The organism is Methylobacterium sp. AMS5, assembly GCF_001542815.1.
Lineage (GTDB): Bacteria > Pseudomonadota > Alphaproteobacteria > Rhizobiales > Beijerinckiaceae > Methylobacterium.
In genome coordinates this window covers 2,854,999-2,867,148 of the sequence record NZ_CP006992.1, presented here as the reverse complement: position 1 = coordinate 2,867,148, position 12,150 = coordinate 2,854,999, and the positions used below count along the sequence as shown (strand labels likewise).

The following is a 12,150-nucleotide window of genomic DNA, read 5'->3' as shown; positions in this document are numbered from 1 at the left end:
GCACCGCATGGGATCGCTTCGGCTCCGCCTCGCGATGACGGCGGACGGCTACGCCATGCCGAGTGCCTGGAGGTAGAGTTCGAGGATCGCCTCTTCCTCCTGGCGCTCGTCGTGGTCGCGCTTGCGCAGGGAGATGATCTTGCGCAGCACCTTCACATCGAAGCCGTTGGCCTTGGCTTCGGCGTAGACATCCTTGATGTCGCCCGCGATGCCGGCCTTCTCCTCTTCGAGACGCTCGATGCGCTCGATGATGCTCTTGAGCTGGTCGGCGGCGACCGAGGACGGGTCGACGGCAGGGGCAGGCGAGGCGGCCATGGCAGCGCTCCTTCACGCGAGGGGTGGCGTGCGTCCGAGGACCCACGCCGGATGCCTGGGGATTACGGCATCAACCTTACCTGCTCGTTGATGCCGACGCTCCCCTCAGTGACCGCCGGTCTGGGCGGCGGAAAAGCGCGCCTGCTGCTCGGGGCCCGCCTCGGTCTGGTACTTCTGCTTCCATTCCTCGTAGGGCATGCCGTAGACGTGCTCGCGGCTCTGATCCTTCGAGAGAGCGAGGCCGCGCTCGTCGGCCGCGTCTTTCAGCCAGTTCGACAGGCAGTTGCGGCAGAAGCCGGCGAGATTCATCAAGTCGATGTTCTGCACATCGGTGCGGTTGCGCAGGTGCGAGACGAGGCGGCGGAACACGGCCGCCTCCAACTCGGTCTGCGTCGCGGAATCGATTCCGGTCGTGATACCGGTCATGGGCTCGGTCATGGGGGCGGCTTTCGCTGTCGAGGGGATCACGCAGAGGTCGCCCTGCGATCCCCTTCCGTCAAGCGGGCGGACGCAGCATCGGCCTCAGGATGCGGGCGAAGCGCTGCGCCCATTCCTCCTGGCCCTCGGGCCCGTCGATCAGATCCTGGCGGATCTCGATCAGCGCGTTGGGCAGGCCGCGGACGGTGGCGTGCCGGTCGATCGTATCGCCGGGCAGGCCTCCGCCGTAGGGCTGGTTGTCGCCGACGCAGAGGCCGGCCGGATCGGCCTTGAGCGCCTCGATCAGCAGGCGGCTCAGCCCCGCATCCCGATCGTAGAGGACGCCGACCTGCCAGGGCCGGGCGACGGTGCGCCAGAACGGCGTGAAACTGTGGATCGTCACGAACATCGGACGCACGCCTGCAGCCTCCGACCGGCCGACCGCCTCGTCCACGGCGCGGTCGAACGGCACGTAGAAACGGCGGATCCGCTCGGCGATGCCGGCCGCGTCGATCCGGGCGTTTCCGGGCACGATCGCGCCGTCGGAGAGCCGCATCACCAGAGTCGGATCGCGCCGGCCCCGGTTCGGATCGATGATGAGCCGGGAGAACTGCGTCAGCACCGCCGGAACCCCGAGCCGGGCGGCGAGCCGGCGCGTCACCTCGGCGGCCCCGATATCGTAGGCGATGTGACGGGAGAATTCGGCTTCCGGCACGCCGAGTCGACCGAGATCCTCCGGCACCGCATTGGAGGCATGTTCGCAGACGAGCAGGAGGCCCAGGGACGCATCGCCCGCGATGCGTTCGATCGGGTGTTCGGGGCGGGTTTCGGTCTCGGGTTCAAGGGACAGCATGGCGCTTATCTGGGCCGCCTCGGCAAGATCGAAAGGGGCGCGGCTCTCACCGCCGACCCGTCATGCGCAGGGCGCTGCGTAACAGGGCGATGTGTAAACCGGCGAGCAAGGATGGTGCCGGGGTCAAAAAGAATGCTCCGGCGCCCGAAAGTTTTGTGAAACCGCGAAGGCTTGCCGACACGGCAGCGCTCGGGCAAGCAAACGCACAAACAAGAACCGTCAAGAACCGCGCGAGGACGCCCATGACCGCCCCTGCCCCGACCGATCCGGCCCACGCGGAGCGTCGCGCCCTCCTCTCGTCGATCCTGGACGAGGCGATCGCCGCCGCCCATCCGCGCAAGTGCCTCGTCGGGCACCTGCCGGCGCCGACGCCGGGGCGGCTCATCATTCTCGGTGCGGGCAAGGCCGGCGGCAGCATGGCCGCGGTGGCGAGCCGGTTCTACCGCCAGGAACACGGGGTACCGGAGGATCGGATCGTCGGTCTCGCCGTGGCCCGCCACGGTTACGGCGAGGAGGCCCCCGGCATCCGCATGGTCGAGGCCGGCCATCCGGTTCCCGATGCGGCGGGCATCGAGGCGACGAAGGAAGCCCTCGCCATCGCCGCGAGCGCCGGCCCGGAGGACGAGGTTCTGGTGCTGCTCTCCGGCGGCGGCTCGGCGAACTGGATTGCGCCCGCCGGCAACCTGACGCTCAGCGAGAAGCAGGCGATCACCAAGGCGCTGCTGCGCTCGGGTGCGCCGATCAGCGAGATCAACGCCGTGCGCAAGCACCTCTCGCGCATCAAGGGTGGGCGGCTCGCGGTGGCGGCGCGCAACGCGAAGTCGATCCTGACGCTCGCCATCTCCGACGTGCCGCACGACGACCCTTCCGTGATCGCCTCCGGCCCGACCGTGCCCGATCCTTCCACCCTGGCCGATGCCCGCGCGATCTGCGAACGCCGGGGCATCACCCTGCCCGAATCCGCGCTCGCCCTGTTGAACGATCCGGCCAACGAGACGCCGAAGGCGGGCGATCCGGCCTTCGCCCGGGCCGAGTACCGCATCATCGCCCGGCCGATCGACGCCCTCGAGGCGGCGGCCGAGGCCGCGCGGCGGGCCGGCTACGAGCCGGTGATGCTGGGCTCCGATCTCGAGGGTGAGGCCCGCGAGGTCGCGGCCGAACATGCCCGGCTTGCGCTCGACGCGCGGCAGGCGGGGCGTCGCGTCGCCCTGATCTCCGGCGGCGAGCTCACCGTCACCATTCGCGGCGAGGGCGATGGCGGACCCAATCAGGAATATGCGCTGGCGCTCGCCATCGCGCTCGATGGAGCTGAGGGCATCGCCGGCATCGCCGCCGATACCGACGGCACCGATGGCGGGCGCGGCGCGGCGACCGACCCCGCGGGCGGCTTGGTCGATGCCACGACGCTGACCCGCGCCCAGGCCGTAGGGCTCGATCCGAAAGCGATGCTGCTCGACAATGATTCGACGCGATTCTTCGCGACAATCGGCGATCTCGTTCAGCCGGGCCCCACTCGGACCAATGTCAACGATTGCCGCGTCATCCTCGTCGGTTGAGTTCTCGGGAGCATCGTCCCAAAAGGTCGCCACCGACTTTTGGACGAAGACGATGCAGACACAAGCGAGCGCGCGCTCGCTGCGCAGGGCCGTCCTCGGGCTGTGCGCCGCCGCCTCCGCACTCCTCCCCCTCCCTGCTTCGGCCGATCTGCGCCTGTGCAACCAGACCGCCAGCAAGGTCGGCGTGACCCTGGGCTACCGGGATGCGCAGGGCTGGGTGACGGAAGGTTGGTGGGATCTCAAGCCGCGCAACTGTGAGACCCTGCTCAAGGGCTCGCTGGCGGCGCAGTTCTATTATCTCTTCGCCGTCGATTACAGTCGTGGCGGCGAGTGGAGCGGGCGCGCCATGATGTGTACCCGCGACACCGCCTTCACCATCCGCGGTGTCGAGGATTGTCTGGCCCGCGGCTTCGACCGCAACGGCTTCATCGAGGTCGATACCGGCCAGCAGCGGAATTGGACGATCCAGCTCTCCGATCCGGGCCAACCTCTGGCCGGCGGTCCGTAGAGACGGCCGCGCGCCGCGATTCGCGGCGCGACCGGGCCAGCCACTTCGATTTGTATCGGTGCTGTCGCGCGCCGACCCTTGAGGCCTCGCGCCGTGCGGGAGCGACATCCCCTCGCACCGCGGCCGGCATGTCGGCTGCGAGTTTACGCGCGGCATGGAACGGACGCCCTGCCATCGCCAACGGCGGCCTTGCAATCGAGCCACCGTGAGCCCGCGATCCAGATGGATGAAGAGTGCTGTTCTCCGCGGCCACATCCGATCGGACCGGCCCAAACGAAAACGGGCGCCTCGTGGGAGGCGCCCGTTGAACGTCGTCGGTCGATGGGGTTCGAGGCTTAGAGGCCGCTGAACTTGTAGTTGAAGCCGGCGCGGATCAGGCTGCCCTCGGTGGCGAAGCGCGAGGTGTAGGAGCCGGGCGGGGTCGGCGCGGTTTGGTTGATCAGCACGTTGCGGCTGCCGAGATCGTAGCGGATGTACTCCGCCTTGATCGTCACGTCGGACTTGATGCCGAGCCAACGGCCGACCGAGAAGTAGTTCAGGAAGCTGTCGACCGGGATGGCGTACTCGATGCCGCCGCCGTAGTTGTAGCCGGTCTCGAAGATCTTGCGACCGCCGCCGGTGTACTGAAGGACGGTGGCGCCCGGGTTGAAGAAGTCCGCGCCGTAGCTGACATGGCCGAACGCGAGACCGCCGGTGCCGTAGACGAAGAACCGGTCGAAGGCGTAGCCGAGCTTGCCGTTGACGGTGCCGAGGAAGTCGAGGTTCTGCGTGTAGACGCTGGCGTTGCCGACGGTGGGGTTCGGCGCGCCGTAGAAGCCCGTGCGCTTGTCGAGGTCGAGCCAGGTGGCGTCGAAGGCCAGACCGGCCACGAAGCCGCCGCCCGGCGTGAACTGATGGTTGTAGCCGAAGCCGCCGCCGATGCGGGAGAAGCCATCGACCTCGCTCTTGAGAGAAGCGGGGCGACGGGCGAGCGTCACGTTGCTGGCGGTGAAGGGATCGTTGCCGCGGGTCTGGATGTTCGGGTTGTCGGTGAACGCGTAACCCGTGTGCAGGCCGGCGTAGAAGCCGGTCCAGGTGAAGACCGGGATGGGTGCGAACGCGATCGGCGGAGCCTCGCGGCGCGGCAGATCGGCGGCGAGCGCGGCGGTGCTCACGAGCGCTGCGGTGCCGCCCAGGAGGAGAGCTCTGATCACGATGGGGTGCGCCTTCGAAGAATGCTGATTTCGAGGGCTAAGTTACCAGCGAGACGGCCAAGCTGCCTATGACTTTCCAGCAACACACAGCGTCGATAACGCCAGAGTTGCGTTGGGTAGCGCGTAAACGCCTAGATCTCGGAAAGTTTAACAGCGACGAACGGCGAGCCGACGAAAAAGTTCCCGTATCAGCCCTCTGTTCGAAATGCGTCGATGCTCCGGCCTTGACCTCGCGGGCCGGGGGATGCTTGTGGCCGCCAAGCCCCCGTCCGGCCATTGGCGCCCGCCCGCGCGCCACCCATCCGCCGGGCCGTTCCCGCACGCGATCAACGCGCCCTGCGGGTCCAGCGGGTCTGATGGAGGCCCCTTTGAAGCGCTCGCGCCGCACCAAGATCGTCGCCACCCTCGGCCCGGCATCCGACACGCCGGAGATGATCGAGAAGCTGTTCCACGCCGGTGCGGACGTGTTCCGCATCAATATGAGCCATCTGGCTCGCGAGAAGCTGCCCGAACGCATCGAGGTGATCCGCACCATCGAGCGCGAGGCCAAGCGCCCCATCGGCATCCTCGTGGACCTTCAGGGGCCGAAGCTGCGGCTCGGCACCTTCGTGGGCGATGCGGCCGTGCTCGAGAACGGCCAGACCTTCGTGCTCGATTCGGACCCGACGCCGGGCGATACCGACCGCGTCTTCCTTCCTCATCCCGAGATCCTGTCGGCGCTGGAGCCCAGTCACGGCATCCTGATCGACGACGGCAAGCTTCGCCTCGTCGTCACCGAGGTGAGCGAGGGGCGTGCGGTCACCCGTGTCGAAGTCGGCGGCCGCATCTCGAATCGCAAGGGCGTGTCGCTGCCCCACACCGTGCTGCCGGTGCCGGCGATGACCGAGAAGGATCGCGGTGATCTGGAAGCGGGCCTCGCGGCCGGCGCCGACTGGATCGCGGTGTCCTTCGTGCAGCGCCCGGAAGACGTGGCGGAGGTCAAGAAGGTCGCCGCCGGGCGTGCCCTGGTGATGGCCAAGATCGAGAAGCCGCAGGCACTCACCCGCCTCGACGAGATCATCGAGATCTCCGACGGCATCATGGTCGCCCGCGGCGACCTCGGCGTCGAGATGCCGCTCGAACAGGTGCCGGGTGTGCAGAAGCGCATCACCCGTGGCGCGCGCCGGCTCGGCAAGCCGGTCGTCGTCGCGACGCAGATGCTCGAATCGATGATCACCTCGCCGGTGCCGACCCGCGCCGAGGTGTCGGACGTGGCCACCGCCGTCTACGAGGGCGCGGATGCGGTGATGCTCTCGGCCGAAAGCGCCGCCGGCGACTTTCCGGTCGAGGCGATCGGCACCATGAACCGCATCGCCGAGCAGGTGGAGCGCGACGCGCTCTACTGGTCGATCCTGATGGCGCAGCGTTCCGAGCCGGAGCCGACGGCCTCCGACGCCATCGCGGCCGCGGCCCACCAGATCGTCGAGGCGCTGAGCCTGCGCTCGATCATGGCCTGGACCCATTCGGGTTCGACGGTGCTGCGGCTGGCGCGCGCCCGGCCCAATGCCAGCGTCATCGCGCTGACGCCGAAGCGCGAGACGGCGCGGCGCCTCACCATGGCCTGGGGCGTGCACCCGATCGTCACCAAGGATGCCAGCGACGTGGACGACATGGCCTTCCGCGCCGCGAAATTCGCGGTGCGCGAGCGCTTCGCCGAGATCGGCGACCGGGTGATCATCGTGGCCGGCGTGCCGTTCGGCATTCCGGGGGCGACCAACATGGTCCGCATCGCCTTCGTCACCCGCGAGCACGCCGAGCGGGCCTGACGCGTCCACCCGGAGATCGTATCCAGGCGGACGCTGGATCGCGCGGCGGTTCTACCGCGCGATCGCCTCCGGTAACGCCTCGACCTCGCGCAGGAGCGTGTCGGGGGCGGTGTAGGTCAGCATATGCCCGGCGCCCGGCAGCACGACGCGCCGGGCATGCGGCATCGCCCGGCTCAGCGGATCGGTCTGCAGGCGGGTTTGGACGACGGGATCGGCTTCGCCGGCCACGATCACGGTGGGCACGGCAATGTTTTCGTAGCGCGGCGCCTGCTCGGCGAGCGCGGCGGGCAGTCCGGCGAGATCCCGGATGTTGGCAAGCGCCGGACCCGGTCGGAGAATCAGCGGCGCCCGGCTCGCCGCGATGTAGTTCTCGACCGGTGCTTCCGGCTTGAACACGCTTCTCCCGACCGAGGGCAGGTAGGAGAGGCCGATCGGGACGGCGACGGTCTGGGTGAGCAGCCACGTCACCGGCTGTGCCAAGGCGATTCGCGCCCACCAAGGCAGCGGACGCGACGGAAACGGCATGGCCACGGGCGCCACGAGGACGAGGCCAGCCACCTGCTCGGGCCGGTCGAGGGCCATCCGCAGCGCAAGCGCACCGGACCAGGAATGACCGAGCAGGATCACCGGCCCGGTGCCGAGTCGATCGAGGGCCTGTCCCAGCGCCCGCCCCTGGAAGGCTGGTGAGGCGGCGTCCGCGCCGCTGATTCGGTCGCTATTGCCGTAGCCCGGCCGATCGAAGGCGATGACGCGAAAGCCGGATCGGGCGAGGTGCCGACCAACGCCCTCCATCGGGTCATAGGCGTTCGCCGAGGCGCCGTGGAGCAGGACGACCGTGCCTCGCGCCCCCGTCTCGGGCCCATCCTCCAGATAGGCGATCCGGCCTCCCGCGATCGCGACGCTTTGGTCGGCCGCCGGATAGCGTGCCTCGACGCGCCACGCGATCAGCCGGGTCGCCACCGCGGCGCAGAGGAGCAGCAGCGCGACGAGGCCGAAGGCCGATGCCAGCAGGCCGGCGGCGAGGCGGAGAGGTTCGGCGAGGCTCACGGGACGCGAATCAGAGATCGCGTCCCTGCACTTCGGGTGTCAAACGCTCGATCGCCTTCTTGAGCACGTCCCATTGCGGGTAGAGCGCTTCCGCCCGGCGGAAGGCGTCGAGGGCCCGGCCCTTGTCGTCCTGAGCAAGGTAGAGCTTGCCGAGCGCGGCCCAGGCCTCGAAATGGCGCGGCTCCAGCACAAGCGCGCGCTGCAGGTCGGCAATGGCGGTCGCAGTGTCGGACAGGCGCCAGAACAGGGTCGCGCGCCGGCTCCAGCCTTCGGACCAGTTCGGCTCGAGGGAAACGGAGCGATCCATCAGTTCGACGGCGAGCGGCAGGTCGTTGCCGCTCATCGCCTGCCGGGCACGATCGGAAAGGAGGTCGGCTGTCGCGCTGCCGGAGCGGCCGAGACGCCGCTCGATCAATGTGGCGACGGCCTTGGCCTCGGTCTCGTCCTCGGCCTGCTTGAGGCGGGCGTAGAGATCGTCGAGACTGACCGGCGGATGCGCCTTGCGCTCCTTCTCCGGCCGCGCCTTATCGGCTGCCGCGAGGCTGGCGGTTGACGCACTGCCTACGAGCGCGAGGCCGAGGCAAAGGGCGGTCAGGAGTGAGGTGCGGCGAGCGTCCATAGGTCCGGAGCTTCCACCCCGAACCCAGCTCCCGTCAACGCGCTTCGGTGCCGCGTGCGAATCGCGGCACCGAGGAATCAGCCCTGGCGGGCCTTGAAGCGCTTCTGGGTCTTGTTGATGACGTAGACGCGGCCCTTGCGGCGCACGAGCTGGTTATCGCGGTGACGGCCGCGCAGCGACTTGAGCGAGTTGCGAATCTTCATCGGTCTCACATCGGCACGGATTCGAGACCGGCCGCCTGTTGTTCAAGTGTCTCGAAGGAACGGAGCGCCACGGGGACGCTCCGGCGATGACATCAGCGACATCGCGGGGAGGCGGTCGCCTTATCAGACAACGCGCCTGTGAGGCAAGATTGTCAGCGCTCCCGCCACGCTTTTGCAATCTGGTCGGTGAGCGGCTTGGTGAGATAGGACAGGACCGAGCGCTCGCCGATCTGGGTGAAGGACTCGACCGGCATGCCCGGCACCAGCCGCAGGCCCTTCAGCCGCTCCTTCTGGTCCTCGCGGATGCGGATGCGCGCCGTGTAGTAGCTCTGCCCGGTCTTGACGTCCTGGGTCACGTCCGCCGAGACGCGGGTCACCTCGCCGTCGATCTCCGGCGTCGTGCGCGTGTTGAAGGCGGGGAAACGCAGTACCGCCTTCTGGCCGAGCCGGACGTTGTCGATGTCCTGCGGCTGCACCCGCACCTCCACCAGCAACTGATCGGAGGCCGGCACGATCAGCATCGCCGGCTCGCTCGGCACGACGAGGCCGCCGACCGTGTGCACGCTCATCTGATGCACGAAGCCGTCCTGCGGCGCGCGCAGCTCGACCCGCTTGAGCTGGTCTTCCGCCGCCACGCGCTTCTCGCGCAGCTCCGACCACTTGCCGCGGATCTCGGCCAGATCCTTGCCGGTCTCGGTGCGCATCTCGCCGTCGATCTGGATGATCTGCAGCTCGGTCTCGGCGATCTTGCCGCGCGCCGAGGCCGTCGAGGCGACGAGCTGGCCGCGCTCGCCTTCGAGTCGGGCGGCGTCGCGCTCCAGGGCGGTGACGCGGGAGAGCGGCACGAGGTTCTTGGCATAGAGGTCGCGCACGCCGCCGAGTTCGTGGCCGATCAGGTTGATCTCCCGGTCCTTCGCCGCGGCCTGCTTGGTGAGCCCGTCGATCTCCTGGCGCAGTTGCTCGACGCGTTCGCGCAACTGCGCCCTTTGACCCTCGCGGCCGGCGACGCGAGAGGCGAACAGGCGCGATTCGCCGTCGATCAGCCGGGCGACGCTGGGATCGTCGTCGATGCGGGCGACGAGATCGGGCGGGAAGGCGATGGTCTTGAGCCCGTCGCGCTCCGCCTCGTCGCGGGCGCGCCGGGCGGAGAGTTCGTCCATGGCCTTGAGCACGATGTCGAGGTTGGCCCGGGTCTGGGTCTCGTCGAGACGAATCAACACGTCGCCGGCCGCGACCCGCTGGCCCTCACGCGCCAGGAGCTGGCCGACGACGCCGCCGGTGGGGTGCTGCACCTTCTTCACGTCGGTCTCGACCACGAGCTGGCCTGGCGCGATCACCGCGGCCGAGATCTCGGTGAAGGTGGCCCAGCCGCCGACACCGAGGACGAGGGCGGCGGAGAGGCCGATCGCGACGGTGAGGTGGCTGCGGATCGAACCATGGGCGACGGGCCGCGGCAGCGCCGGGGGGAGAACGTTGAGGGGGGTGAGGGTCGCGGACATCAGGCACTCTCACGGATCGAAGGCACGGCGGATTGCGGGGCGGCGGGCTCGGCGGCGACCGGCACGGGGGCTGGCGCCGGGCGCAGGACGCGCTTGAGGATCTCGTCCTTGGGCCCGAAAGCCTGGGCGCGGCCGTCGGCCATCATCAGGATCAGGTCGAGGGCGGCGAGCGCGCTCGGGCGGTGGGCGACGACGACGCAGATGCCGCCGCGCTGCCGCACGCCGAGGATCGCCTGCGTCAGGGCGTTCTCGCCCTCGGCATCGAGATTGGCGTTGGGCTCGTCGAGCACCACGAGGAAGGGCTCGCGGTAGAGAGCCCGCGCCAACCCGACCCGTTGGCGCTGCCCGGCCGAGAGGCCCGTGCCGCCCTCGCCGATGCGGGTGTCGTAGCCCTCCGGCAGCCGCAGGATCAGATCGTGCACGCCGGCGGCCTTGGCCGCCGCGATGATCGCCTCGGCCGGCGCCTGCGGCTCGAAGCGGGCGATGTTCTCGGCCACGCTGCCGGCGAAGAGTTCGACCTCCTGCGGCAGGAAGCCGATATGCGGGCCGAGGTCGCCGCTCGTCCATTGATCGAGCGCGGCGCCATCGAAGCGGATTTTTCCGCGGATCGGCGGCCAGACGCCGACAAGGGCGCGCACAAGGGAAGACTTGCCGGAGGCCGAGGGGCCGATGATGCCGAGCCCCTGCCCCGCTCTGAGGCCGAAGCTCACATCCTGCACCACGAGGCGCGGCGTGCCGGGCGGGGCGATGCTGGCGGCCTCGACGGTGATGGTCTCAGCCGGCGCCGGCAGGGCGTGCGGACGCTCGCCCTGCGGCATCCGGGCCAGCAGCTCCGACAGCCGATGCCAGCTTTGCCGCGCGGCCACAAAACCCTTCCAGTTGGCGATGGTGAGCTCCGCAGGCGCGAGCGCGCGGGAGACGAGGATCGAGCTCGCGATGATGACACCGGCGCTGGCCTCGTTGTGGATGACGAGCCAGGCGCCGAGCGCGAGCACGCCCGATTGCAGGGCCATGCGGAACACCTTGGAACCGGCGCCAAAGCCGCTTCCGGCATCCGCCACGGCCTGATGCGCCTCCATGTATTCGCGGTTGGCCAGAGCCCAGCGGGCGGCGAGCCGCTCCTGCATGCCCATGGCGGCCAGCACCTCGGCATTGCGGCGGCCGGCTTCGGCGAGACCGTTGCGGCGCATGCCGTGGCCGGTCGCGGCCCGCGTCGGGCCCTTGCTCGCGCGGTCGGTCAGGAAGGTCAGGGCGGCGAGAATGCCCATGCCGACGAGGGCGGCGACGCCGATCAGCGGGTGAAACAGGAAGCAGATCAGCAGGTAGACCGGCATCCAGGGCAAATCGAAGAAGGCGGAAGGACCGGAACCGGAGAGGAAGGCGCGGATCTGGTCGAGGTCGCGCAGCGGCAGGAGGCCGTCGCCCTGGTTCGCCCCTTTGAGCGGCGCGCGCACGACGAGATCGAACACGCGCCCGCTCAGGGCCTCGTCGAGGGCGGCGCCGATGCGGGCGAGGATCCGACCGCGGAGGGCCTCGAGCACGCCCTGGAACGCATAGAGCACGAGTGCGAGGGCCGCGAGGCCGATCAGGGTTGGCACGGAGCGGCTCGGGATCACCCGGTCGTAGACTTCGAGCATGAAGAACGAGCCGGTGAGATAGAGGATGTTCACCAGCCCGCTCATCACGGCCACGCCGATGAAGGCCGTCTTGCATCGCGCCAGGGCGGCGGCGATCTCGTTCTTGTCGCGCCCAACGTTCATCATCGTAGCCCCCTTTGCCCGCGGTCCGGATTCGCCGCCATTCCGACCGCCACGCGACCCGTGCTGAGTGAGCGTGTTGATAATTAAAAATGCGACCAAATTTCAGCATAGGTGCTCTCATCAGAACGGATTACACCTTTGTAACTATGGGTATGTTGAATATATTCTTAAGTTTTATCCTCATTGCCAAAGCATCGATCGGACGCGCTTCCGTATCAATATTCAGAGATATGAAGAAAAGTTCGGCTCAATATTTGCTGTACCCGAAAGCGAAATCGAGGCGCGCAACTCGTCACCGACCGGATATCCGGCAAGGTGCCGCGGAACGAAAAAAACCGCCGGCCCAATGGACCGGCGGCTTTTCGCTTCTCGATA

12 protein-coding genes are annotated in these 12,150 nt (G+C 68.7%); 3 read left to right on the top strand and 9 right to left on the bottom strand.

The window, feature by feature from the left end:
* Positions 1 to 48: 48 nt before the first annotated feature.
* The 3 genes from Y590_RS12790 to Y590_RS12780 form a co-directional block, all read right to left on the bottom strand.
* Complete coding sequence (locus Y590_RS12790; RefSeq protein WP_003601858.1) at positions 49 to 315, bottom strand: DUF2312 domain-containing protein; 267 nt, start codon at positions 313 to 315, stop codon at positions 49 to 51.
* Between the two features lie 105 nt (positions 316 to 420).
* The gene (locus tag Y590_RS12785) at positions 421 to 753 is read right to left on the bottom strand and encodes a DUF1244 domain-containing protein (RefSeq protein ID WP_060770177.1); all 333 of its coding nucleotides are present in this window, start codon (positions 751 to 753) and stop codon (positions 421 to 423) included.
* Positions 754 to 811: 58 nt separating this feature from the next.
* Positions 812 to 1,585, bottom strand: a complete 774-nt coding sequence (locus Y590_RS12780; protein WP_060770176.1) for an N-formylglutamate amidohydrolase — start codon at positions 1,583 to 1,585, stop codon at positions 812 to 814.
* 242 nt (positions 1,586 to 1,827) lie between these two features.
* On the opposite strand from Y590_RS12780, the gene Y590_RS12775 reads away from it, so the two are divergent.
* Positions 1,828 to 3,141: a glycerate kinase type-2 family protein gene (locus Y590_RS12775; protein WP_060770175.1), complete on the top strand. Its 1,314-nt coding sequence runs from the start codon at positions 1,828 to 1,830 to the stop codon at positions 3,139 to 3,141.
* Positions 3,142 to 3,193: 52 nt separating this feature from the next.
* Positions 3,194 to 3,649, top strand: a complete 456-nt coding sequence (locus Y590_RS12770; RefSeq protein WP_060770174.1) for a DUF1036 domain-containing protein — start codon at positions 3,194 to 3,196, stop codon at positions 3,647 to 3,649.
* 335 nt (positions 3,650 to 3,984) lie between these two features.
* On the opposite strand, the gene Y590_RS12765 is transcribed toward Y590_RS12770, so the two are convergent.
* Positions 3,985 to 4,842: an outer membrane protein gene (locus Y590_RS12765; RefSeq protein ID WP_060770173.1), complete on the bottom strand. Its 858-nt coding sequence runs from the start codon at positions 4,840 to 4,842 to the stop codon at positions 3,985 to 3,987.
* A gap of 368 nt (positions 4,843 to 5,210) precedes the next feature.
* Between Y590_RS12765 and pyk the strand changes: the two genes are divergently transcribed.
* Positions 5,211 to 6,647, top strand: coding sequence for a pyruvate kinase (gene pyk, locus Y590_RS12760; RefSeq protein ID WP_060772279.1), 1,437 nt, complete (start codon positions 5,211 to 5,213; stop codon positions 6,645 to 6,647).
* A 51-nt stretch (positions 6,648 to 6,698) separates the two neighbouring features.
* Here the strand turns inward: pyk and Y590_RS12755 are convergent, their stop codons facing one another.
* From Y590_RS12755 to Y590_RS12735, 5 genes are all read right to left on the bottom strand, one after another.
* Positions 6,699 to 7,694 (bottom strand): alpha/beta fold hydrolase, encoded by a 996-nt coding sequence (locus Y590_RS12755; RefSeq protein ID WP_060770172.1) that lies wholly within the window; start codon positions 7,692 to 7,694, stop codon positions 6,699 to 6,701.
* A 10-nt stretch (positions 7,695 to 7,704) separates the two neighbouring features.
* Entirely contained in the window at positions 7,705 to 8,313 is a 609-nt protein-coding gene (locus tag Y590_RS12750; protein WP_060770171.1) for a tetratricopeptide repeat protein, read from the bottom strand.
* A gap of 77 nt (positions 8,314 to 8,390) precedes the next feature.
* The gene (gene ykgO, locus Y590_RS12745) at positions 8,391 to 8,516 is read right to left on the bottom strand and encodes a type B 50S ribosomal protein L36 (protein WP_003601867.1); all 126 of its coding nucleotides are present in this window, start codon (positions 8,514 to 8,516) and stop codon (positions 8,391 to 8,393) included.
* A 152-nt stretch (positions 8,517 to 8,668) separates the two neighbouring features.
* Positions 8,669 to 10,015 carry an HlyD family type I secretion periplasmic adaptor subunit gene (locus Y590_RS12740; RefSeq protein WP_060770170.1) on the bottom strand — a complete coding sequence of 449 codons (1,347 nt, stop codon included), beginning with the start codon at positions 10,013 to 10,015 and terminating at the stop codon, positions 8,669 to 8,671.
* Positions 10,015 to 11,778: a type I secretion system permease/ATPase gene (locus tag Y590_RS12735; RefSeq protein ID WP_060770169.1), complete on the bottom strand. Its 1,764-nt coding sequence runs from the start codon at positions 11,776 to 11,778 to the stop codon at positions 10,015 to 10,017. Before Y590_RS12735 ends, Y590_RS12740 begins: the two co-directional genes overlap by 1 nt.
* Positions 11,779 to 12,150 lie beyond the last annotated feature (372 nt).